This is a genomic window from Pseudomonas sp. BF-R-26 (genome assembly GCF_019947395.1).
Classification (GTDB): domain Bacteria; phylum Pseudomonadota; class Gammaproteobacteria; order Pseudomonadales; family Pseudomonadaceae; genus Aquipseudomonas; species Aquipseudomonas farris.
Window position 1 is genome coordinate 147,637 of the sequence record NZ_JAGYGK010000014.1, and the last position, 22,685, is coordinate 170,321.

Below are 22,685 nucleotides of genomic sequence, written 5' to 3' on the forward strand. Positions count from 1 at the left end.
CGCGCGTTCGATGGGGTGGCCGCGTGTCGGCTACCCTTCTTTCTATCATCGAAGGAATTCTACATGGCAAGGGAATATTCGGTATTTGTTAATGCCGCTGCTATCGTTTTATTGCCGAGCAATCCCGTGGAGTCAGCAACTAACGACCTGATGAATTCAGTCCTGCTTGCACAACTGGTCGCCAATAAGCGTGCCGAAGCCACGAGCGCGGTCGATTGGTATGAGACCTATGTGGGGGTGCTGGGTGATTTCTGGTTAACGAGCGCCAGAAGCAGGCAAGATATCCAGCCGGGAAAAGACGATACCGCTTCACCGCTTGAATGGATCGCTGCGGTGCTGGCAAGTAGCACTGAGGATGAGGCGCGGCTGGTGACGGCGTTGTTGAAGGGTGTCGCACGGCTATCCGATTCTTTGCCCGCGATGGGTTTACTGCGCAAGCATGTGCAAAAAGAGTCCGATGATGAACCGGCAGAAATCTCCTTGCAGTCCAAGCCTGTTCGCTTGGTCGTGATCGTGGCCCAAGACAACGCTTCGATGACCAGCGTCTGCCTCCAATTCAAAACACGGCAAATGCTTGACCCCAATCCCTGGGGGCAGCGCTTCCATGTCGAGGATATGGAGGGCTGCGTTTCGGCCCATTTTTTCAATGCGCACCTGTCCGAGACATTGTACGCGCCCGCCCGTGAAGCGGTCGCCCGCAAGGTTGAGGGCGTTTTGAGCGACAACATCGTGGATATCACGGAGGCCATCGATGCTTTGGCCTTTCTGCCCACTGAGGAGGCTGACTCATGACGAGTTCTGTTCCACAGGCTGCGGTGGTAGGCGGCAGTGTCGTTGCGTTTGCCGCCGGTCTGCCCGAGTCACACAGGGAAGATGTTTACCTGAGTACGATCTACGCGCAAAGGGCCACCCGGGCTGCCTACAACGACGGTTTGTCGGGCGACTGGTTCGACTACTATTGCAAGACGCTCAAATTCATCGGCTGGGACGTGCCGCGTCCGGAAGGGCTAGCGCCCGTTCAAGGCGGGTCGATGGGGGAGGCTGCGTCGCAACATATTGCGACCCGTCTTGGTGAGGCTTTTTCCGACCCGACCAATCGTGCTCTGGCAGCGCTGGAGCGCAATACACAGGCGCTTGAACTATTTGAGTCGACGAGCCTTTCGCAGGATGCAGGCTTCTTTCAGATGATTCCTTGCGTACAGAAAGACGCTCACCGGGTCGAAATGGGGATCTATCACCGTCAATTCCAGCTTCGTCGAGAGATGTCGCGATTTCTGTTCATCAATCAAGATGATCTGATGCAAAGCAGTACAGAGCAGATGTCTGTCATTACATTCAATACGCTCTACTACGCGCAGTTCCGGGACAAAGTGAAAAAATCGGTGTTGTCCCAGGCGATCAAGGATCTGAGCGCTCTGGAAATCTGAACGCTTGTCTGTCTTCCAGAAAGCAACTACTCAGAATGTTGAGGCTGTGCGAGCTTGCTGATCACGCTGGGCAACCCAATGCTCGATCAGGTCGCGCAACTGCGACAGCTCGACCGGTTTGGCCATGTGCCCGTCCATGCCGGCCTGGCGCGCGCGCTCTTTGTGTTCGGCGAGGATGTGTGCGGTCAACGCCACCACGGGGGTGCGAATCCGCTGGTTGCCGACTTCCCAGGCACGTAGCTGCTGGGTGGCGGAGAAACCGTCGAGGATCGGCATTTCACAGTCCATCAGCACCAGGTCGTAGCGCTGTGCCTTCATCGCCATCAGGGCTTCTTCGCCATTGCTGGCGGTGTCCGGTTGCAGGTTGAGCTTGCCCAGCATGCCGCGTATGACCTTGGTCGAAATGCTGTTGTCTTCGGCCACCAGGATGCGGAAATCGCTGGGCACCTTGACCGGAAGGGTAGGGCCGGTGGGCAGCTGCTGCGAGACAGGCAAGCCTTTGTTGCGCTGGTTCAGCTCGTCCGCCAGGGTGGTCTTGAGTGTATAGCCGGCCACCGGTTTGGCGAGAATGCGCTTGATCCCGGAATTGCGCGCGATGATCTTACTCGGGGCGTTGCTGATGCCGGTGAGCATGATCAGCAGAATGTCATGGTTCAGGCTCGGGTCTTCCTTGATCTTGGCGGCCAGTTGCATGCCGGTCATGCCGGGCATGTTCTGGTCCAGCAGGACCACGTCGAAGTAATCGCGCAGATGGGCCTTGGTGCGCAGCAGCGCCAGGGCCTCCTTGCCGGATGGCACGGCGCTGACATTCAAGCCCCAGGCGCTGCACTGCTGCACCAGCACCTTGCGGCAGGTGTCGTTATCGTCCACGACCAGTACGCGTGCGCCTTGCAGCGGGCTGTCCAGGTCCGACGTCGGATGTTCGAGACGGTCCGGGTCCAGTGGCAGGGTCAGCCATAAAGTGCTGCCCTGGTTGGCTCCGCTCTTGATGCCGAATTCACCCTGCATCAAACGGATCAGCTGACGGGCGATGACCAGCCCAAGATTGCCCCCCAGGCTGGTGGCCGAGAGAAAGTGCTTGCTGTGCAGTTCGGCATGCATCAACGCGTCGCGTTCTTCCGCCTCCATGGGCTGGCCGCTGTCCTGCACGGCGATGCGCAGCCGCGGTTTGGCGCTGCGTTCATCCAGAGCGACGACGATCAGGATCTCGCCTTCGTCGGTTTTCTTCAGGGCGTTTTCCAGCAGGCTCAACAGGGTCTGGCGCAGGCGTGTCGGATCTCCGCTGATGACGCGTGGTACCTGCGGCTGGATAAAGCTGATCAGCTCGACGTTCTGCTGTTCGGCCTTGGCGCGGAAGATGCTCAGGCAGTCTTCGATCAGGGCGTTGAGGTCGAACTGCACGTCGTCCAGTTCGATCTGCCCGGACTCGAGTTTGGAGATGTCGAGAATTTCGTTGATCAGTGTCAGCAGCTCGTTGCCGGCGCTGTGGATGGTCTGCACATAGTCGCGCTGCTTGACCGACAGCGGTGTGCCCAGCAGAAGTTCGGTCATGCCCAGCACGCCATTCATCGGTGTGCGGATTTCATGGCTGATCTTCGCCAGAAACTCGGCTTTGGCGTTGATCTCGGCGTTGCTGGCGGCCAGATCGCGACTGACGCTGAAACGGTCTTCGGTGATGCTGCGCTGTCGCTCGCCCAAGGCAATACTCATCAGCAGGCCACTTATACAGATAAACACCAGCAGAATAATGATCAGGCCTTGCGGAGCGACAAGGGTCAGCCCCTGCAGCGCCGGCAGGATAATCAATGTGCCGAGGTTGAATACCACCATGGCCGCCACGAACAGGCGCGCCGGACGATAACCTTTTTGCCAGTGATGGGTGCCGACGAACAACATACTCAGGCCGGCCAGGGCAACCAGCGCGTAGGTGATGAGGTTCAGCGGCAACGTGTTGACGAACAACAACAGCAGGCCGCAGGCCACGATGAACAGGATATCCCCCAGCAGCAGCTTGTTCAGCGGATGTGGGCCGAGCGGGGCGAAGAAACGGTACGCGAACATCAGGCCGCAAGGCGCGGTCATTAGCAAGGCGAGATAGGCACCGGGTGTTTGCACGGCGGACCAGTTCGGCAACCATGGCCGGGCCAGGTTCAGAAGCAACACCAGGCTGAGCATCAGCAGCCCTTCGCACGCTGCCAGCCAGAGGCTGCTGCGCGAGCGGGTGTAAATGTAACGGGTCAGGTTATGCAGGATCAGCATCCCGAGGCAGCCAAAGAGCAGGCCGTAGATCAGCGTCAGGTTCTGAGTGGCCGCGGTCATGACCGCCGATTGCAGGGTGATGTAAGGCCGCAACTGGTGTTCGGAGACCAGCCGCAGATAGACGTCGAGGGTTTTGTCGCTTTGTGGCAGCGGCAACATGAAGTCGCTGCTGGGGAGGGGGCGCTTGGTCTGGAGCTGCCCGGTACCGGTATTCAATTGATCGATCAGTTGGTCGCCGTCGAGCACATACAGATTGAGGTGCGACAGGTCCGGTGCGAACACTCGCAGCAACTGTTCGTGCTTGCCGGGCGCGAGCCTGAAACGCAGCCATAGCGCACCCTCGGGCGCGGCCGCGGTGAGGCGCTCGAGTTCAATGGGGCTGAATTGATTGGTGTAGCGGCTGGAGCGGATGTCGCTCAGCTGCAGGTCGCCTTGTTCGTCGAGCAATACCGCCCAGCCACTGCCTTGCGCGGCTTGGGCCGGGAGCATGCAGAGCAAGGTCAGCAGAGTGACGGTGAAGCCTATGGCAATCCTGAGCCAGCGCACGGCGAAATCCCTTCGTAGGTTAATGCCAAAGTATAACTATGCGCGGCGCCGGAATAGTCAGGCAAGGGCCGCAAGCCCTTGCCTGGCCGAATGGATGGCTTATTCCTGATTTTCGCCACGCTCGCGGGCAATGGCGCGGTAGCCAATGTCCTTGCGGTAGAAGCAGCCTTCCCAGTCGATTTTAGCTGCCAGTTTGTAAGCTTGCTGCTGGGCTGCATCGACGCTGGTGCCCATGGCGGTTGCGCACAGCACCCGACCACCGGCGGTCACAACCTGACCGTCCTTGAGCGCAGTACCGGCATGGAAGACTTTGCCTTCCAGTGTCGCGGCTGCATCCAGGCCGTTGATCGCAACGCCTTTGGCGTAGTCACCCGGATAACCGCCAGCGGCCAATACGATGCCGACGCTCGGACGTGGATCCCATTGTGCTTCGACCTTGTCCAGCGCTTGCGCCAGGGCGGCTTCGACCAGCAACACCAGGCTCGACTGCAAACGCAGCATCACCGGTTGGGTCTCAGGATCGCCGAAACGGCAGTTGAACTCGATAACTTTTGGGTTACCCGCCTTGTCGATCATCAGGCCGGCATAGAGGAAGCCGGTGTAGACGTTACCTTCCTCGGCCATGCCACGCACGGTCGGCCAGATCACCAGGTCCATGACCCGCTGATGGACTTCGGCCGTGACGACCGGGGCCGGGGAGTAAGCGCCCATGCCACCGGTGTTCGGGCCGGTGTCGCCGTCGCCGACGCGTTTGTGGTCCTGGCTGGTGGCCATTGGCAATACGTTCTTGCCGTCGACCATGACAATGAAGCTGGCTTCTTCGCCGTCCAGGAACTCTTCGATCACCACACGGGAGCCGGCATCGCCAAACGCGTTGCCTGCGAGCATGTCGCGCACCGCGTCTTCGGCTTCGCCCAGGGTCATGGCGACGATCACACCTTTACCGGCGGCCAGGCCATCGGCCTTGATCACGATCGGTGCGCCTTTTTCACGCAGATAAGCCAGGGCCGGCTCGATCTCGGTGAAGTTCTGGTAGTCGGCGGTCGGGATCTTGTGGCGCGCCAGGAAGTCTTTGGTGAAGGCTTTCGAACCTTCCAGCTGAGCAGCGCCAGCGGTCGGGCCGAAGCAATCCAGGCCACGGGAGCGGAACAGATCGACGACACCGGCGACCAGCGGCACTTCCGGACCGACGATGGTGAGGGAAACGTTTTTCTCCGCGAAATCTGCAAGCTGCTCGAGGGCGAGCACGTCGATGGCGACATTCTCGCACTTGGCTTCAATGGCGGTGCCGGCGTTGCCCGGGGCAACGAAAACTTTCTGCACGCGCGGATCCTGAGCCACTTTCCAGGCCAGGGCGTGTTCACGGCCACCGCTGCCAATGATCAAAACATTCATTTCAAAAACCTCGGATGACGCTAATTCTGTTTTTAGAACCTAAAGCGCTTCACGCTGTAGGAGGTCGCAATGAAGTCGGTAGATGCAAGGCTGAGTCGACCTCGATGAGCGGAGTTGCCTTTTGGCAATGAGCATCATCGAGGTCGGCTCCAACGCAGCAGATGCCGGCTTCAGTGCGGCCGTCGTCTAGTTAGTGACGGAAGTGGCGCATGCCGGTGAACACCATCGCGATACCGGCTTCGTCGGCAGCAGCTATCACTTCGTTATCACGCATCGAGCCGCCTGGCTGGATCACCGCAGTGATGCCGACCTTGGCCGCATTGTCCAGACCATCGCGGAACGGGAAAAAGGCGTCGGAGGCCATCACCGAGCCTGCTACCTGCAACCCGGCGTGCTCAGCCTTGATCGCCGCAATACGAGCGGAGTTCACGCGGCTCATCTGGCCGGCGCCGACACCAATGGTCTGACGGTTCTTGGCGTAGACGATGGCGTTGGATTTAACGTACTTGGCGACTTTCCAGGCGAAGATCAGGTCGTTGATTTCCTGCTCGGTCGGGGCGCGCTTGGTCACGACTTTCAGGTCTTCGCTGCCAATCATGCCGATGTCGCGGCTTTGCACCAGCAAACCGCCATTGACGCGTTTGTAGTCCCAGGCCGGAGCGCGATCAGCCGACCACTCGCCGCAGGCCAGCAGGCGTACGTTGGCTTTTGCAGCCACGATGGCGCGGGCTTCTGCGCTGACGGACGGGGCGATGATCACTTCGACGAACTGACGCTCGACGATGGCCTTGGCGGTTTCAGCATCCAGTTCGCGGTTGAACGCGATGATGCCGCCGAACGCCGATTCGGTGTCGGTGGCGTAGGCCAGTTCGTAGGCCTGACGAATGCCGCCTTCCGCGTCCGGGCTCACGGCCACGCCGCACGGGTTGGCGTGCTTGACGATCACGCAGGCCGGTTTGACGAAGCTCTTCACACATTCCAGCGCGGCGTCGGTGTCGGCCACGTTGTTGTACGACAGCTCTTTGCCTTGCAGTTGGGTTGCCGTGGCGATGCCAACTTCGGCAGGCTTGGCTTCAACGTAGAACGCCGCGCTCTGGTGCGGGTTCTCGCCGTAGCGCATTTCCTGCGCCTTGACGAACTGGCTGTTGAAGGTGCGCGGGAATTCGCTGCGGCCTTCAGTGCTGAGGGTGTCAGCCGCCTGGTTCACGGTGCCCATGTAGTTGGCGATCATGCCGTCATAGGCGGCGGTGTGTTCGAAGGCCTTGAGCATCAGGTCGAAACGCTGAGCGTAGGTCAGGCCGCCGGCCTTGAGGCTTTCCAGGACGTTGGCGTAATCGCTGGCATTCACCACGATAGCCACGTCTTTGTGGTTCTTGGCTGCCGAACGGACCATGGTCGGACCGCCGATGTCGATGTTTTCGATGGCGGTCGGCAGGTCGCAGCCTGGCTTGTTGATGGTGGCTTCGAACGGGTACAGGTTGACCGCTACCAGATCGATCGGCTTGATGCCGTGCTCGTTCATGATGGCGTCGTCGATACCGCGACGACCGAGGATTCCGCCGTGGATTTTCGGGTGCAGGGTTTTCACCCGACCGTCCATCATTTCTGCGAAGCCGGTGTAATCCGCGACTTCCACTGCGGCAACGCCGTTGTCGCGCAGCAGCTTGAACGTCCCGCCGGTGGAGAGGATCTCGACGCCCAGGGCTTCGAGCTCCTTGGCGAATTCAAGGATCCCGGTCTTGTCGGAAACGCTGATTAAAGCGCGGCGGATCGGCAGGCGGGTAGTCTGGTCGGTCATTTCAATTTCCATCAAAAGCAAAGGAGTCAGCAAAAAAGGCGACCGGTTTTACGCGGGCGCCTTTCTGGTTTGATTGAATGCTTACAGCAAATCGTACTGCTTTAGTTTCTTGCGCAGGGTGCCCCGGTTCAGCCCGAGCAGCTCGCTGGCCTTGGTCTGGTTGCCCTTCACGTAGTTCATCACGCACTCGAGCAGGGGAGCCTCGACTTCGGAGAGCACCAGGTTGTACACATCCGTGACGGCAGCGCCCTCAAGGTGGGCGAAATAATTGTGCAGCGCCTTCTCGACACTCCCGCGAAGGGTCTGACCTTCTTCGCTCGGTGTGTTGAGGTGCTGTTTCAAATTCACGTTGTCGCTCACGGGTGTTGTTCCACTCACTAAAGTCTCGGTCATCATCGTCATGCGGCCACCCCTTCTCCGTCCCCTGTCAGGCTCTTGTAACGTTCGGCGAAGAAGGCCCGAACGTAGGCGCATTGTGCTTCCGTATCTTCCAAACGATTGAAGTGGGCGCGGAACTCCCTGGCGCCCGGTAAGGTTGCGAGATACCAGCCCACATGCTTGCGAGCTATGCGCACGCCCATGACGTCGCCATAGAAGGCATGCAGCGCAGCCAGATGCTCAAGCAGAATACGTTCCACCTCGATCAGTTCCGGTGCCGGGAGTTTTTCGCCGGTACGCAGATAATGGTCGATTTCACGAAAAATCCATGGCTGCCCCTGGGCAGCCCGACCCACCAACAGGCCATCGGCACCGGTCGCGTCGAGCACGTACCGGGCTTTCTCTGGCGAATCGATATCGCCATTGGCGAAGACCGGAATCGACACCGCCTGCTTGATCGCGGCAATGGTGTCGTACTCGGCTTCACCGGTATACAGATCGGCACGGGTGCGGCCATGTACCGCCAACGCCGTAATGCCTGCCTGTTCGGCGATCTTCGCCACGGTCAGGCCGTTCTTGTTCGCCCGGTCCCAGCCGGTGCGGATCTTCAGGGTGACCGGCACATCGACCGCAGCCACCACGGCCTGCAGGATCTCGGTCACCAATGCTTCATCTTTCAACAGGGCGGAGCCGGCGGCCTTGTTGCAGACCTTCTTCGCCGGACAGCCCATGTTGATATCAATAATCTGTGCGCCCAGTTCGACGTTGGCCCGGGCCGCATCCGCCAGCATCTGCGCATCTCCGCCGGCGATCTGTACCGAGCGGGGCTCGGGATCACCTTCGTGGATCATGCGCATCCGCGATTTGCGGGTGTTCCACAAGCTCATGTCGCTGGTGACCATTTCCGAGACTACAAGGCCCGCGCCCAGTCGCTTGCACAGCTGACGAAAGGGCTGATCGGTGACACCCGCCATGGGGGCGAGAATCAAGCCGTTGTGCAATGTATATGGACCGATGCGTACCGCCGACATAGGACTTCCCTGTTGTGGGGCCGGATCATGAGAGTTCGAAAAAGGGTTGGCATGATACCCGCTCTCGATGACTGGATAAAGGCTGAATTGGATAAAATCTGAACAGTTAATTCGTTATCGCCAGCGGTTTGGTTGGAACGGTCAAAGTCAGAAAACTGCCGTCAAGCCTGTAACACTCGAGCGTTTCACTCGGGGGAATGGAAGCTCAGGCTGTAGTTCACCGCTTTGGGGCCAGGATCGAGAATGTCCAGCGCGATGTGGATCGGCGTTTGCGGCGGCATTTCCGCGAGGCCTTCGAGGTCGCCGCTGAGATACTCGCCGGGCTTGAAGCGACGGCTGGCGATCAGGTGGCCGTTGAGGTCGGCAAAGCGCAGTTCCAGCAACGGGAAGGGCTGGGAGAAGGGCGCACGGTTGTAGATGATGGCATCGACCACCAGCGCACCATTGAAGTCCGGGTGGCTGCGGACCACCAGGTTGCTGCTTTTGACTTTCGCGATGTCGACCTTGGACGGTACGGTGCAGCCGATCTGCGGACACAGTTGCTGGAACCACGGACGGTACTGGTCCTGGCGCGCCAGTTCGTCGAAGTGGTAGGCGACGTATTGGCCAGCGAGGCCGGCGGCGGCGAGCAGGATCAGCAGCAGCCAGAAAAAGCGCCGACCCCAGGGGGAGCGACGTTTTTTCCAATCCAGTTGCAACGGGTCGTCGGTCAGGTCCTCCAACACTTCCGCGCGCAGGGCCGGTCCGCTGCGTTCGCGTCGCTTGCGCAGGGGCTCGACCGAGGGCAGGTCGTCGTCGACTCCATCGGGAGTCGCCGACAGGCTGCCAAAGGGGATCGGGGCGTCGAGCGGGTCGTGCAGGCGCAGCTGTTGGATCTCGGGTTCGTCGTCCAGATCCGCGGGCTCCAGCGACAGCGAAGGCTCGGTGCGCGATTGTTTGCTCGGCTCGATCGTCGGTTCTGGCGTGGGCGCATCGACCACTTGTGCGCGATCGGCGGCCGATTCACTGAAGAGACTGTCGGACCAGGGCTCCTGGTCGTGCTCGGTGGTATCGCGGCGAGCGCTGAGGCTGTCTTCGCGGGGCCGAGTGAATTCCGTTGTGGGCTGGATTTCCCGCTGTTCAAGCCGGGCGAGCTCTTCGTCCAGATCCAGGCTGTCCAGATCCATTTCTGCGGCGGTCCATTGCTTTTGGCTGATGGCTCGCTGCATGGGCGGTTCGACGGCCGCCGGTGCAACCGGTTTGACCGTCTCCTTGCCGGCCCGCTGCTCGAGTAACTGCTTGGCGGCGTTGAACACCTGCAAGCAAGAGCCGCAGCGAACCACTCCGCGGGCCACGCTCAACTGAGCATGGCTGACGCGGAAGCTGGTTTGGCAATGCGGGCACTGGGTGACGAAGCTGTCGGTCATGCGGCAATCCGGTTTATGCAGGCGCTCATTCTAGCGCCGACGGCCAGTAATGCGTACCCAGCCGTCGCGATTGGCAATCGGGTCCAGATCGAAGTCCTGAGCGTAGGCGGCGGCGACTTCTTCACCTTGTTCGGCGAGGATGCCCGACAGCGCCAAGCGACCGCCCGGCTTGACCAGGCTGGACAGCTGCGTCGCCAGCGAAACCAGCGGGCCGGCAAGAATATTGGCCACTAGCACGTCGGCCTGAACCTGTGGCAGGTCTTGCGGCAGATACAGCGGGAAGAGTTCGTCGGCAATGTTGTTGCGACCGGCATTGTCGCGGGAGGCTTCCAGCGCTTGCACGTCGATGTCGGTGCCGACGGCTTGCTTGGCGCCCAGCAACAGCGCGGCAATCGCCAGAATCCCCGAGCCGCAACCGAAGTCGAGCACGTTGCAATCTTTCAGGTCCTGACCGTCGAGCCATTCCAGGCACAGTGCGGTGGTCGGGTGAGTGCCGGTGCCGAACGCCAGGCCCGGGTCCAGCAGCAGGTTCACCGCGTCCGGCTCAGGCGCGGCGTGCCAGCTCGGGACGATCCACAGGCGCTGACCGAAGCGCATCGGCTGGAAACCGTCCATCCAGCTGCGTTCCCAGTCCTGGTCTTCAATCACTTCGCTGTGATGCTCGGGCAGCGGGCTGCCGGTCAGCAGCTCGAGGTGGGCCAGTACGCTGGCGGCTTCGGTGCCACCTTCGAACAAGGCCAGCAGGTGAGTGTGCGACCACAGCGGGGTGGTATTGAGTTCCGGTTCGAAGATCGGCTGATCTTCGGCGTCCATGAAAGTCACCGACACGGCGCCCACTTCAAGGAACGCGTCTTCGTAGGTTTCGGCTTGTTCTGGGCTGATGGCGAGACGGACTTGCAGCCAAGGCATGGCGGGCACCTTTGAAAAATATAGATTGCAGCCTAGCGGGCTGCGAGAAGCGCGCAAGTTTACGCGAGCGCGAGGCAGAAGACGACCGGGTAGGCTGAGTTCGGAGTTGAACGAATAACCTGTGGCGAGGGAGCTTGCTCCCGCTGGAGCGCGAAGCGGTCCCAAAATGGCCGAACCGGATCTGTCTGATACCGCGCAGTTGAATGGTCTTGCGGTCGCTGCGCAACCGAGCGGGAGCAAGCTCCCTCGCCACTAGGGTTTTGCGTGCAGCCAATATCCAGAAACAACAAAGCCGCTCGAAAGCGGCTTTGTTGGTATGGATCACAGCTTAGTGCTTTTCGCCAGCCAGCTTGTGTTCCAGGTAGTGGATGTTGACTCCGCCTTCGCAGAAGCCAGCATCACGGACCAGATCGCGGTGCAGCGGGATGTTGGTCTTGATCCCGTCGACAACGATTTCGTCCAGCGCATTGCGCATGCGCGCCATGGCTTCGTCACGGGTTGCGCCGTAGGTGATCAGCTTGCCGATCAACGAATCGTAGTTCGGCGGAACGGCATAGCCACTGTACAGGTGCGAATCGACGCGAACGCCGTTGCCGCCTGGAGCGTGGAAATGCTTGACCGTGCCTGGGCTAGGCATGAAGGTTTTCGGGTCTTCGGCGTTGATCCGGCATTCCAGCGCGTGACCGCGGATAACGACGTCATCCTGGGTGTACGACAGCTTGTTGCCGGCGGCGATGCTGAGCATCTCCTTGACGATGTCGATGCCGGTGACCATTTCCGAAACCGGGTGCTCTACCTGGACACGAGTATTCATCTCGATGAAGTAGAAGTGGCCGTTTTCGTACAGGAACTCGAAAGTGCCAGCGCCACGATAGCCAATGTCGATGCACGCCTTGACGCAGCGGGCAAGGACTTCCTCGCGCGCGTTCTCGTCGATGCCCGGTGCCGGCGCTTCTTCGAGAACCTTCTGGTGACGACGTTGCAGCGAGCAATCGCGGTCGCCCAAATGGATCGCATGGCCTTGGCCATCGGAAAGCACCTGAACTTCCACGTGACGTGGGTTGGTCAGGAATTTTTCCAGATAGACCATCGGGTTGCCGAACGCTGCGCCCGCTTCGGAGCGGGTCAGTTTCGCCGAAGAGATCAGGTCTTCTTCCTTGTGAACTACGCGCATGCCACGACCACCACCGCCGCCAGCGGCTTTGATGATCACCGGATAACCGACTTCGCGACCGATGCGCAGAGCGGTTTCTTCGTCTTCAGGCAGTGGGCCGTCGGAACCCGGAACGGTTGGAACGCCTGCGGCGATCATGGCGTGCTTGGCCGATACCTTGTCGCCCATCAGGCGAATGGTGTCGGCTTTCGGGCCAATGAACGCGAAGCCGGAGTTCTCGACCTGTTCGGCAAAGTCGGCGTTTTCCGCAAGGAAACCGTAGCCTGGGTGAATGGCGGTAGCGCCGGTCACTTCAGCCGCGGCGATGATGGCCGGAATGTGCAGGTAAGAGTGCGCGGCCGATGCCGGACCGATGCAGACGGATTCGTCTGCCAGGCCCAGGTGCATCAGCTCTTTGTCGGCCTTGGAGTAAACGGCGACAGTCTTGATGCCCATCTCTTTGCAGGCACGCAGAATCCGCAGGGCGATCTCACCGCGGTTGGCGATCAGAACTTTTTCCAACTTCGCAGTCATCAAAGTTTCTCCGCGGTTCAAACGATGGTGAACAGCGGTTGGTCGTACTCAACCGGCTGGCCGTCTTCGACGAGGATGGATTCGATCACACCGCTGGCTTCAGCTTCGATGTGGTTCATCATCTTCATGGCTTCGACGATGCACAGAGTGTCGCCTTTTTTCACGGTCTGGCCGACTTCAACGAAGGACGGCGAGGACGGCGAAGATTTGCGATAGAAAGTACCGACCATCGGCGAACGGGCAACGTTGCCGTTCAGCACAGGCGCAGCCGGAGCTGCAGGAGCAGCGGCGGCAACCGGAGCAGCAGCGACAGGCGCAGGCGCCGGAGCATGCATAGGAGCGGGAGCGTAGTACTGCTGAGCCGGCGTCTTGCTGTGACGGCTGATGCGTACGGACTCTTCGCCTTCCTTGATCTCGAGCTCGTCGATACCGGACTCTTCCAGCAATTCGATCAGTTTCTTAACTTTACGGATATCCATGAATCATCAACTCCCAAGGGTCGGTCAGGGGCTTAACGCTTGTTGTTCAAGCTGTTGCCTGTCTTTCAAGCTGCTCTAGGGCGGCCTCCAGGGCCAGTCGATAACCGCTGGCGCCAAGGCCGCAGATCACTCCCACCGCAACGTCGGAGAAGTAAGAGTGATGGCGGAAAGGTTCGCGTTTGTGCACGTTAGACAAATGCACTTCGATGAATGGGATGCTCACTGCCAGCAGCGCGTCACGTAATGCGACACTTGTATGCGTAAAAGCTGCTGGATTGATCAGAATGAAGTCCACACCTTCGCCGCGAGCAGCGTGGATGCGATCGATCAATTCGTACTCGGCGTTGCTTTGCAGGTAGAGCAAATGGTGGCCGGCATTGCGCGCCCGCTGTTCCAGATCCTGATTGATCTGCGCCAGCGTCGTTGCACCGTAGACACCCGGTTCCCGGGTGCCGAGCAGGTTCAGGTTGGGGCCGTGTAAAACCAATAGGGTCGCCATCTGCTGCTCCTTTGTCATCTGTATGCAATTGTCAGAACCCGGCGACTATGCCGCAAAGCCTTTGTGACTGTCCAGTTCTATGCAATAGCCAGCACGATGGCCGATGTTTACGCGAAATATGTGACTGGGTCATTAAATCCGGTCATTTGCTTTCGCAACACGTTCGGCGAAGTTTTTCGCGCTGATCTCGCCGATCACCCGCACATCGGCACGTTCGACGCCATCTTTGCCAAAAAACATCAGTGCCGGAGGACCGAACAGCTTGTAGCGGTCAAGCAGGGCGCGTTGTTCGGCGTTGCTGGCGGTGATGTCGAAACGGATCAATCGATAGCCTTTGAGGCGTTCGACGACATTGGCATCGTTGAGGACTTCGTGTTCGATGACTTTGCAGCTGATGCACCAGTCGGCGTACCAGTCGAGCAGCAGCGGCGTGCCGGAGGATTTGGCTTCGGCGAGCACACGGTCCAGTTCGGCGGGCGTGGTGATGGTTTGCCAGTTGCCGACGATTTGCGGTTGACCTTTGTCGGCGACATTGCGCGGCTGGCCAATAGGGTTGAACGGATCGGTCTGGCCGGTGAAGGCGCCGTACCAACAGGCCAGGGCATAAAACAACAGGAACATCCCGAGCAATTGTCCCAGGCGTTTTCTAGGCGGTTTATAGACGAATTCCAGTGCGCCCATAAACAACCCGACGCCACCGGCGAGCAAGCCGATCAGCAACAAGGTGATCTGGCCCGGCAATACCCGGCTGAGCAAAGCGATCGCCAGCCCCAGTAGCAGCACCCCAATCGCGTTTTTTACGTAGATCAGCCAAGGCCCGCTTTTCGGCAGCCAGGCCGCGCCGCCGGTCGCTACCAGCAACAGCGGCGCACCCATGCCCAGGCCGAGCATGAACAATTTCAATCCTCCGCCCAAAGCATCGCCGCTGGCGCTGATATACAGCAGCGCGCCGGCCAGTGGTGCCGATACACAAGGCGAAACCAGCAGGCTCGACACCACGCCCAGCACCGCCGCGCCCCACAGTGAGCCACCTTCGGTACGCCCGGCAATCCGGTCCAGGCGGCTGCTGATGGCGTAGGGCAGTTTCAGTTCGAAGACGCCAAACATGGCCAGGGCAAACACTGCGAAAAACATCGCGAACGGCACCAGCACCCAGGCCGACTGCAAGCGTGCCTGAAGATTGAGCTGTGCGCCGAACATTCCCATCAACGCCCCGAGCAACGCGAAACAAAGAGCCATCGGCAGTACGTAGGCCAGCGACAGATTAAAGCCGCGTAAACCACCGACCTGCCCGCGCAGGACCACCCCGGAGAGGATCGGCAGCATCGGCAGTACGCAGGGGGTGAAGGTCAGGCCAACGCCGGCGAGGAAAAACAGCGCCACTTCGCGCCAGCTCCAGGATGTGGTCGCGGCGCCACTGCCATCAATATTCAGGCGTTCGGTCTCGGGCGGGTAACACAGGCCTTTGTCGGCGCAGCCCTGATAGGTGACGACCAGCGTAAAGGCGCGGGAATCAGTGCGCGGCAGTTCTATATCGAGAATGCCGTGGTAAACCTCGACATCGCCGAAGAACTCATCGTGCTTTTGTTCGCCCTTGGGCAGTTGCGCCGTGCCAAGGCCAATGTCAGCCGGTTCGGCGCGAAACTGGAAGCGATGGCGGTAGAGGTAGTAACCCTCGGTGGCGACGAAGCGCAGTTTGATCGATTGCGGCGTGCTTTCTACCAGGCTCAACTGAAAGGCTTCGCGCACCGGCAGGAAATCAGCGCTGTTATTGATCGAACCCAAGGTGGAACTGGGCCGACTGTCCAGCAAGCCGGCGGCAGAGGCCGGCAGGGCGAGCACTAAAAACAGCAGGCAGAGCAAACGGCGCATGACAATCTCGCGTATCGAAAGTGTGGGCATGATAGCGGACAGTGGCGGGGTGTGCAGGACGGGGCATCTTTTGGTGGTTGTTCTGACGCCATCGCGGGCAAGCCCGCTCCCACAAGGACAGCGCATACCCTGTGGGAGTGGGCTTGCTCGCGAAAGCGGTTTGTCAGACGCGGAAAGCCTGAACGGCTGTATGCAACCGTCCACCCAGCACCAACAAATTCTCCCCCTGTTCACGCCCCTCGCCGATGCGCAGTAAGTTATCCCCACCCAATTGGTGAATCCGCTCACTGTGATCGCGGATTTCGCTGACCGCGCCACTCTGCTGGGCGGTGACATCGGCGATGCGCACGGCGGTGTGGGAAATGGTCTGGATCGCCCCGACGATTTTATCCAGCGCACCGTCAGCCGCCTGAGCCTGATTGGCCGTGGCTTCGGCGTGTTCGACCTGGGCGCGCATGCCTTCGACCGATTGCCGCGCGGCGGTTTGCAGACCGGCGATCAGCGTCTGGATCTCGGCCGTGGCCCCGGCGGTGCGTTGCGCCAGTGAGCGAACCTCTTCGGCAACTACCGCAAACCCTCGGCCCATTTCTCCGGCGCGGGCCGCTTCGATGGCGGCGTTCAGGGCGAGCAGGTTGGTCTGGTCGGCAATCGAGCGAATCACCGTCAGCACGCCGCCGATGGTCGCCGACTCTTCGGCCAGATGTTCGATCATCTGCGCGTTGCCTTGCACTTCACCCACCAGCGCATGCAGCCCGGTGAGGCTCAGGCCGATCACTTTCTGACCGTGTTCCACCGCCAGTCCCGCATGACGACTGGCATCGGCAGCCTGACTGGCGTCACCGGCGACTTGTTGAATCGTCGCCTCAAGTTCCCCGAGAGAGTCGCGGATCAGCGCGGTGTCGCCAGCCTGATGCTCGGCGCCACTGTGCAGGTTATTGCTCAATTCGGCCAGCGTTCGGCTGCTGCCGGCGACTTGCTCGGCGTTGAGGCGAATGGTGCCTACCAAGTCGACCAGATAGGCGCGCAAGCGATTGAGCGAGGCTTGAATGTCATGCAGTTCGCGGTTGGTCGCGCCCAGTTGAATGTCGCGACTGAAGTCACCTTCAGCCCAGGTCGACAGCGCCGGGGCGAGGTTGGTCAGGGTTCGGGCCAGGCGTCGCTGCAAGGTGTCGATGAGCAATGCGATCAGCAGGATCAGCCCGATCATCACCCCTTGCATCAACCGCACTTCGCTCTGGATCTGCCCGTGCTGGGCACGCACCACCGGTTCCAGCCCGGCGATGGACTGCTGCACGGCGGCGATTTTCACGTGCGTCGCGGTGCTGAGGTCGGCGCGTTTCTGAATCTGTTCGCGAGTGCGCGCCAGTTCCGAAGGGTAGCGGGTGAGCAGGCTGTTGAGTTCACGCTTGAGGCCGACACCGGCATCTTCGGCGACGGTTTTCTCGGTGTTCTCCAGGCCCATCATCGCGGCGAAATCATCGGTGTTCGATTCACTGCTGGCGGTCACACCAAGCAGCGGTAAAGCGTCCAGTTGCTCGGCTTGAGTGCGGATGTTGGCGACCTCGCGTTCGACATCGGCGGCCAGTTCGCTACGACCACTACTGACCAGTTTGTTCCGAGCCAAGGAGAGTTTGCCCAAGTGCTGGGAGGCCACGAGCAAGGGCGTCAGGTACGCCGCGTTGCCGCTGGCGTATTGGCTGAGCTGATCGAGGCTGGCGCCAAGTTCGCGTTCGGCTTGCAGCAGCAGTGCTTGCGGATCGCCCGCGAGTTTGCCGGCAGCCAACAGGTCGGTTTTGCTGAATTCAGCCAGGTTCGACAGGCTCGGACGCAAGGTGTCGGCCAATGCCGGTGGCAACTCACCGAGTTCCTTTTGCAAGGCGTCGATGGCTTGGCTGGCGCTGCTCAGGCGCAGGGCATCACCGCTGGCCAGGTAATCCTCGACGTTGCGTGCCACTTCATTTTGAAACTGCTGAGACAGTCCCAGATAACGCTCCATCAATAGATAGGGGCGTTCCAGCGCTTTTTGCGACCACCAGAGCGTGGCGCCAAGGGCCACGCACACGGCGACCAAAAGGAGGGTATTGAGATTGGTCAACAGCTTCAGGCGCATCATGGTCTACCAACGGCAGAATGGTAAGTGCCTGAAGTTATTGCGTTTCTGTTACAGAGTTATGACCGAATGGGTCGATTCAGATGAAAAAGTGGCACTTTGCTTTGATTCCCGCGCGGCTTGTACGCGGTTACGTCCGGCGTTCTTCGCACGGTACAGCGCCTCGTCCGCCTGGCTGGCCATCAGCAGGCTGTCAGAGTCTTCGCGCAATTCGACGACGCCGGCGCTGAAGGTGCACCAGAGGTCCTGCGGCTGAGCGGGGTAGTGAATTTCGGCAAAGCGCTGACGGATTTCATCGAGCACCTTGTAGGCTGATTCGATATCAGTGTCCGGCATGACAATGGCGAACTCTTCACCGCCGTAACGGCCGATGAAATCGGTCTTGCGCAACCGTTGCTTGAGGAACAGCGCCAGGCTCTTGATCACCCGGTCGCCCATGGGATGGCCGTGGCTGTCGTTGACCCGTTTGAAGTGGTCGATATCGAGCATCGCAAAGCTCAGCGGCTTGCTTTCGCGACGGGCGCGGAATGAACAATCTTCAAGCAATTGCAGAATATGGGTGTGGTTGTACAAGCCGGTCAGGCTGTCGCGCACCATCCGTGCTTTCAGATTGCGCGCTCGTGCCGCGCGGTTGCGCACGGTGGTGATCAGGTGCCGTGGCTTGATCGGCTTGGTCAGGAAATCGTCGCCGCCCTCACTCATGGCATCGAGTTGCTTGTCCAGGTCGTCTTCGGCCGACAGATAAATGATCGGCACGCTGACATAGCGGTCGTTATGCCGGATCACCTTGGCCAGCTCAGTACCGGTGCAGGCCGGCATGTACATGTCGAGGATGATCAGGTCCGGCTGGAAATCCGCCAGTTCGGCCATGGCCTGGATCGGTTCGATCAAGGTTCGCGTGACGATCCCGACGCTGTTGAGCAGGCGTTCGGTGTGCAAGGCCTGGGCGCGGGAGTCGTCAATGATCAGCACTTTATAAGGTTCGTATTGGGCGACGCAGGTCAGGACTTCGATCTTTTCCAGCAGGCTTGAAGCTTCGAGAGTGCCGGTGAGAAATTCCTGGCCGCCGGCGCGCACAGCGGCGAGGCGGGTCGGGGTATCGGTTTCGTGCAGGCTGAAAAACAACAGCGGCAAGGGCTGGTCGAGGCCTTCCTGGGCTTCGGCCGCCAGTTTCAGGCCGATGCCGGCGCCACTGAAATCGACGTCCATGACAATCGCCGCCGGCAACCGCTCGACCATCGAGGAGCGGAATGCGGCGACACTGTCGAGGGATTGAGCGCTGAGCCCGAAGAATTCCAGTTGCTTGGCCAGCCGCTCGGCCCGGTCGTGATCCTGCAACATCACGTAGATCGGTTTGCGCAGCGGCGGCAGAAAGGTCTGTTCGAGCTGATCGCCATGGCGCAAGCCGGTGCGGGACAGGCGCTGCATCAGGCGATTGAGGTCAGTGATCAGTCCGCTGCTCAGGCGTCCGCGGTTGGCGTCGACCGCTTCCAGCGACTGGCCGATGTGGCGCGCCAACTGGGTATGTTCCGGTTGTTGGAAACGTTCGGCAAAGCGCAGCAGGCGCAGATTGGCCTCACTCAGTTCCGACAAGTCGGTGGTGGACCATTCGTTGCGTTGCAGGCGTTGCCATATCTCAAGAATTTGACGTGCCTGATGAATTACCCGCTGGGCAAAGTGGTGCTTGAGGCGCTCACGGCTGGGGTCTTCTGGCTCGGTCATATCCTGACTACTAGTTAGGGTGCATGCTGAGATCGACTGGTGGCTCTATGCTAGCACCTCTTTTCGATTGCATGAGTGTCGTACGTCAATAATCTGCAAGGCGACTTCATTCAGTTTATGACCGGCCGGTCTTGTTTTTCCGGTCGATGTACACATGAGCCAGCGTATAGGCTGTTTCTGGACGTTTCCCGCTTGTTTCAGAGGAACTTCCTAGCCTCCGGCATACGTCGTCTGTCAGGGATTTCTGATTTTTCATTGGCATGATTCGGGCGGCGTTTACGACTGTTAGGGTTCAGGGATTCCCTTAGACGCTCGTCCGCAAACCATGACCCAGTGTTTCAAAGAACACCCCATCGATGATTTACGCCTGAATCACAACAGCACGCCCGTAGCTGACTGTGAATGCAAAGAAGTGCGGCTTTATGGCAGCAAGACCCTGGTTACGGATGTGCCGATCCTTACTTGTTCATGCCTCTGGCGTACCTATCAGCGTGAGGCAGAAAAAATCGTCGCACCGGATGGTGTATTGATTGTCGACCCGGTAGAGCGCAACCGCGCGATCAATGCCGCTTACGCCCGATTGTGGCTGCATGACCGGCGCTTCCAGTGGGCAGGGTTAGCGGCCTTCGCCTCGAAGCAGGTTGGTTGCGGACTGCTCCATGCGGCGGACAGCATTGATCTTATTCGCGATGAGTATGAAGCGCGGCAACGTTTGCGGGACAGTCGCCGTGAGTCAGGGATTTTGACTCCGGACAGGATGACCGAACAGGCAGACGCGTTGCGTGACTATAAAGAAGCCGATGCGCGCAATCCTGTTCCCTCTGTGGATTTCCGTTCCGCAGGAGAGGACTTGTCATTGGTGCAGCAACAATTCCGACATGTGTACGACATGATGGCGATGGGGAATACCACGCTGTTTCTGGATATTTTTCCGTTGCATGAGTTTTATGCGAAGCGTGGGTTTAAAGAGTTTAAGCAGTGCCTTGAAGCGCGTGAAGGAATTTTTGGACATCCAAAATGGCCGGTGCTTTGGCCGGTGGGGGAGGAAAAGCTCCGTTTTGGACGAAGATATTCACAAATTATGCAAGCCTTCGAGGCAATAGAGACTGGGAATATTGTCGACAGCGTGGAGTATTTGGCCTGGCACGAACAGCGCAATATTCTCCAGCCTGCGATTTACCAGGATCAACAATTGGTTGCTTTGCTGCGTGGCAATCATGCCTCTTACGTGACCGGTTTACCTTCGGGCGTCGCCCAGGCTATCGAGCTGACTCTGACCAGCCAATGCCAGCGTGTTGAGGACGGCCGCACCATTGGTTTCAGCAACAACCCGCTGGCGGACTTGTCGGATATCAATCAGCGAATGCCTTTCGTACTTCGGGCAGCGGCACGTTTTGACGAAATGTTGCAGAACGCCAACCGGTCGGCGTTGGAGCAATCAATTCGAGAGATCGCCGCCGGCAGCCAGTCATGATCATATCGTCGAGAGCGGTCCGCAGTTGGCGGCTGGCATTGCTGATTATTTTGAGCGTGCTCGCTGTGCGTTGGGCGACCGAAGCACTCTCGGATGATCCGGAAGTCGCTCTGGAAATGGGTGGGACGTATGAAGATATGCGTAGTAACTCCTCCGCTTCCTTTAGTCCGTTGATACGCGGGCACGTCTGGTTCGGCATTCCCAAGACCGATGCACGGTTGCGATTTATCGACCCGCTATATGGATTCGTTACGCCTCTGGCGCGTTTTTTCACCGTTGCGTTTAACGACAATGTCATCGAGGACGTTCGCATGTCCCCGCAGATCGAGCCGCTGCTGATCGATGACGCCCTCAAGATTGTTCTAGGCCTGCAAGAGCAATGGCGCGCAAGAGGCTGGGTGGCGACGGGGCTGTGTAATAACCCCACGATCGCCGATACCCCTGAATGGCGTGCATTCCTGAGGAAAGGTATTCGAGAAGGCCGGTCTTTTTGGCAGGCTGGCGACAAATATGAGGCAATGCTGCTGCTGGGTCGCTTCGAGGACTATAGAAATCCGACTGAAGAACGCTACCTCATCACTTTAGAACTCTCCAAGCCCTGGCTGTCCTTCGATGCAATCGAAGCCCGGTATCCGTGCGACGAACCCCATCACTTTCCTGCCCCTCAACTCAACTGAAAAGGAGTCCATCCATGCCAACCCCCGCCTTCATGACCCTCCAAGGAGAACGACAAGGCCTGATCAGCGCAGGTGCCTTCACCGAGGCATCGGTGGGCAACATCTACCAGCTGGGTCGTGAGGACCAGATCATGATTCAGGCCCTCAGCCATGGCATTTTCGTGCCCAAAGGGGTGGGTGCGGGGCGTCGGATGCACAAACCCTTGGTCATCACCAAGGCAATCGACAAGGCATCACCGCTGATCAACATCGCTCTGTGTTCCGGGGAGTTGCTCAGCAAGTGCCGCGTCGAGTGGTATCGCACCTCGGCTCACGGAACGCAGGAGCATTTCTACACGATGGAGCTTGAAGACGCGGTGATCATCGGCGCCGAAGTGCTGATGCCGCATTGCCAGGATCCCGCTACTGCTTACCTCACTCAGCTGGAAAAGGTCCACTTCAGTTACCGACGGATCTATTGGCGGCATGAGATCAGCCGAACCATGGGCTCTGACGAATGGGGCGCCGAGGCGCAAGTATGAGGCTGGTCAATGAAATGCATCTGTCCACGTGGGAGCGCCAACATGCATATTCCAGTGAGCAAGCACTGGATCACGTGCGCCAGGCGTTGCTCGATCGGCAATCCATCGAAGGCCTAGACGAGTTGCGTACGGGCCTGCTGATTGATATCGACAGCGAGGTGCTGGAGCAACTCGAGATTGGCGAATGGTGGCTGATCCGGGCGGAGGCCGACTTTGGCGACTGGCCGATACCGGTTCGTGTATTCGATCAGACGGTCATCGAGTTGATGAAAAATCCGCCGGTTCAGCCATCGCGATCACCGAGAATCTTCCGCCTCGTCGATAGCGTAACGGCCGAGCCGCTGACGCAGCAGCATTACATCGCGACCGTGGACGGGCAGGCTGCCCAGAGAAAAACCGACGGCGAAGGCATCGCCCATCTTTTTGCGTCGGCCGAGGTGCGGCAGATTTCAATGGAGGTCATGGCGTTTAGCGCGGGCAGGGATGCTTAAGTTC

General features: G+C 59.5%; 18 protein-coding genes and 1 pseudogene. 6 read left to right on the forward strand and 13 right to left on the reverse strand.

The features are described from left to right. Positions 1-63 precede the first annotated feature (63 nt). The gene (locus KGB18_RS21515) at positions 64-792 is read left to right on the forward strand and encodes a hypothetical protein (RefSeq protein ID WP_223570447.1); all 729 of its coding nucleotides are present in this window, start codon (positions 64-66) and stop codon (positions 790-792) included. Continuing rightward, positions 789-1,427 carry a hypothetical protein gene (locus KGB18_RS21520; protein ID WP_123718984.1) on the forward strand — a complete coding sequence of 213 codons (639 nt, stop codon included), beginning with the start codon at positions 789-791 and terminating at the stop codon, positions 1,425-1,427. Before KGB18_RS21515 ends, KGB18_RS21520 begins: the two co-directional genes overlap by 4 nt. A gap of 30 nt (positions 1,428-1,457) precedes the next feature. Here KGB18_RS21520 and KGB18_RS21525 read toward each other — a convergent pair whose 3' ends face one another. The 13 genes and pseudogenes from KGB18_RS21525 to gcbA form a co-directional block, all read right to left on the reverse strand. After that, entirely contained in the window at positions 1,458-4,232 is a 2,775-nt protein-coding gene (locus KGB18_RS21525; protein WP_123718983.1) for a hybrid sensor histidine kinase/response regulator, read from the reverse strand. Between the two features lie 99 nt (positions 4,233-4,331). Next, positions 4,332-5,627 (reverse strand): phosphoribosylamine--glycine ligase, encoded by a 1,296-nt coding sequence (gene purD / locus KGB18_RS21530; protein ID WP_123500880.1) that lies wholly within the window; start codon positions 5,625-5,627, stop codon positions 4,332-4,334. Positions 5,628-5,817: 190 nt separating this feature from the next. Beyond that, positions 5,818-7,425, reverse strand: coding sequence for a bifunctional phosphoribosylaminoimidazolecarboxamide formyltransferase/IMP cyclohydrolase (purH, locus tag KGB18_RS21535; RefSeq protein ID WP_123718982.1), 1,608 nt, complete (start codon positions 7,423-7,425; stop codon positions 5,818-5,820). Between the two features lie 81 nt (positions 7,426-7,506). After that, the gene (gene fis / locus KGB18_RS21540) at positions 7,507-7,827 is read right to left on the reverse strand and encodes a DNA-binding transcriptional regulator Fis (RefSeq protein WP_007907419.1); all 321 of its coding nucleotides are present in this window, start codon (positions 7,825-7,827) and stop codon (positions 7,507-7,509) included. Next, positions 7,824-8,834: a tRNA dihydrouridine synthase DusB gene (gene dusB, locus KGB18_RS21545; protein WP_007907421.1), complete on the reverse strand. Its 1,011-nt coding sequence runs from the start codon at positions 8,832-8,834 to the stop codon at positions 7,824-7,826. The genes fis and dusB overlap by 4 nt, the downstream gene beginning before the upstream one ends. Before the next feature lie 185 nt (positions 8,835-9,019). Then, on the reverse strand, positions 9,020-10,240 hold the full coding sequence (locus KGB18_RS21550) for a DUF3426 domain-containing protein (protein WP_123718981.1): 1,221 nt from the start codon (positions 10,238-10,240) through the stop codon (positions 9,020-9,022). Positions 10,241-10,270: 30 nt separating this feature from the next. After that, positions 10,271-11,149: a 50S ribosomal protein L11 methyltransferase gene (gene prmA / locus KGB18_RS21555; protein ID WP_123718980.1), complete on the reverse strand. Its 879-nt coding sequence runs from the start codon at positions 11,147-11,149 to the stop codon at positions 10,271-10,273. 328 nt (positions 11,150-11,477) lie between these two features. Further along, positions 11,478-12,836, reverse strand: a complete 1,359-nt coding sequence (accC, locus tag KGB18_RS21560; RefSeq protein WP_123718979.1) for an acetyl-CoA carboxylase biotin carboxylase subunit — start codon at positions 12,834-12,836, stop codon at positions 11,478-11,480. 17 nt (positions 12,837-12,853) lie between these two features. Then, positions 12,854-13,315 carry an acetyl-CoA carboxylase biotin carboxyl carrier protein gene (accB, locus tag KGB18_RS21565; protein ID WP_038978781.1) on the reverse strand — a complete coding sequence of 154 codons (462 nt, stop codon included), beginning with the start codon at positions 13,313-13,315 and terminating at the stop codon, positions 12,854-12,856. A 46-nt stretch (positions 13,316-13,361) separates the two neighbouring features. Then, a complete protein-coding gene (aroQ, locus tag KGB18_RS21570; RefSeq protein WP_007937215.1) occupies positions 13,362-13,814 on the reverse strand; it encodes a type II 3-dehydroquinate dehydratase in 453 nt (150 codons plus the stop codon). A 132-nt stretch (positions 13,815-13,946) separates the two neighbouring features. Beyond that, positions 13,947-15,686 carry a protein-disulfide reductase DsbD gene (locus KGB18_RS21575; RefSeq protein WP_223570448.1) on the reverse strand — a complete coding sequence of 580 codons (1,740 nt, stop codon included), beginning with the start codon at positions 15,684-15,686 and terminating at the stop codon, positions 13,947-13,949. 163 nt (positions 15,687-15,849) lie between these two features. Further along, positions 15,850-16,356 (reverse strand): annotated as a pseudogene (locus KGB18_RS30140) (methyl-accepting chemotaxis protein); the annotation flags it as partial. A gap of 1,491 nt (positions 16,357-17,847) precedes the next feature. After that, complete coding sequence (gene gcbA, locus KGB18_RS21585; protein WP_223570449.1) at positions 17,848-19,518, reverse strand: diguanylate cyclase GcbA; 1,671 nt, start codon at positions 19,516-19,518, stop codon at positions 17,848-17,850. A gap of 325 nt (positions 19,519-19,843) precedes the next feature. On the opposite strand from gcbA, the gene KGB18_RS21590 reads away from it, so the two are divergent. From KGB18_RS21590 to KGB18_RS21605, 4 genes are read left to right on the forward strand one after another with little or no spacing between them, the layout of a single operon-like run. Continuing rightward, on the forward strand, positions 19,844-20,992 hold the full coding sequence (locus KGB18_RS21590; RefSeq protein ID WP_123718975.1) for a DUF2515 family protein: 1,149 nt from the start codon (positions 19,844-19,846) through the stop codon (positions 20,990-20,992). Beyond that, positions 20,989-21,669, forward strand: a complete 681-nt coding sequence (locus tag KGB18_RS21595) for a hypothetical protein (protein WP_123718974.1) — start codon at positions 20,989-20,991, stop codon at positions 21,667-21,669. The genes KGB18_RS21590 and KGB18_RS21595 overlap by 4 nt, the downstream gene beginning before the upstream one ends. A gap of 14 nt (positions 21,670-21,683) precedes the next feature. After that, positions 21,684-22,190 (forward strand): Hcp family type VI secretion system effector, encoded by a 507-nt coding sequence (locus tag KGB18_RS21600; protein ID WP_123718973.1) that lies wholly within the window; start codon positions 21,684-21,686, stop codon positions 22,188-22,190. Then, positions 22,187-22,681, forward strand: a complete 495-nt coding sequence (locus KGB18_RS21605) for a hypothetical protein (protein WP_123718972.1) — start codon at positions 22,187-22,189, stop codon at positions 22,679-22,681. Before KGB18_RS21600 ends, KGB18_RS21605 begins: the two co-directional genes overlap by 4 nt. Positions 22,682-22,685: the final 4 nt, after the last annotated feature.

Bases quoted from the DNA above. Each gene is read 5' to 3' on its own strand.
- gcbA (WP_223570449.1), bottom strand. From the start codon at position 19,518: ATGACCGAGCCAGAAGACCCCAGCCGTGAGCGCCTCAAGCACCACTTT.
- KGB18_RS21575 (WP_223570448.1), bottom strand. From the start codon at position 15,686: ATGCGCCGTTTGCTCTGCCTGCTGTTTTTAGTGCTCGCCCTGCCGGCC.
- KGB18_RS21600 (WP_123718973.1), top strand. From the start codon at position 21,684: ATGCCAACCCCCGCCTTCATGACCCTCCAAGGAGAACGACAAGGCCTG.
- KGB18_RS21605 (WP_123718972.1), top strand. From the start codon at position 22,187: ATGAGGCTGGTCAATGAAATGCATCTGTCCACGTGGGAGCGCCAACAT.
- prmA (WP_123718980.1), bottom strand. From the start codon at position 11,149: ATGCCTTGGCTGCAAGTCCGTCTCGCCATCAGCCCAGAACAAGCCGAA.
- dusB (WP_007907421.1), bottom strand. From the start codon at position 8,834: ATGTCGGCGGTACGCATCGGTCCATATACATTGCACAACGGCTTGATT.
- KGB18_RS21595 (WP_123718974.1), top strand. From the start codon at position 20,989: ATGATCATATCGTCGAGAGCGGTCCGCAGTTGGCGGCTGGCATTGCTG.
- KGB18_RS21590 (WP_123718975.1), top strand. From the start codon at position 19,844: ATGACCCAGTGTTTCAAAGAACACCCCATCGATGATTTACGCCTGAAT.
- KGB18_RS21515 (WP_223570447.1), top strand. From the start codon at position 64: ATGGCAAGGGAATATTCGGTATTTGTTAATGCCGCTGCTATCGTTTTA.
- accB (WP_038978781.1), bottom strand. From the start codon at position 13,315: ATGGATATCCGTAAAGTTAAGAAACTGATCGAATTGCTGGAAGAGTCC.
- accC (WP_123718979.1), bottom strand. From the start codon at position 12,836: ATGACTGCGAAGTTGGAAAAAGTTCTGATCGCCAACCGCGGTGAGATC.
- KGB18_RS21520 (WP_123718984.1), top strand. From the start codon at position 789: ATGACGAGTTCTGTTCCACAGGCTGCGGTGGTAGGCGGCAGTGTCGTT.
- aroQ (WP_007937215.1), bottom strand. From the start codon at position 13,814: ATGGCGACCCTATTGGTTTTACACGGCCCCAACCTGAACCTGCTCGGC.
- purH (WP_123718982.1), bottom strand. From the start codon at position 7,425: ATGACCGACCAGACTACCCGCCTGCCGATCCGCCGCGCTTTAATCAGC.
- purD (WP_123500880.1), bottom strand. From the start codon at position 5,627: ATGAATGTTTTGATCATTGGCAGCGGTGGCCGTGAACACGCCCTGGCC.
- fis (WP_007907419.1), bottom strand. From the start codon at position 7,827: ATGACGATGATGACCGAGACTTTAGTGAGTGGAACAACACCCGTGAGC.
- KGB18_RS21550 (WP_123718981.1), bottom strand. From the start codon at position 10,240: ATGACCGACAGCTTCGTCACCCAGTGCCCGCATTGCCAAACCAGCTTC.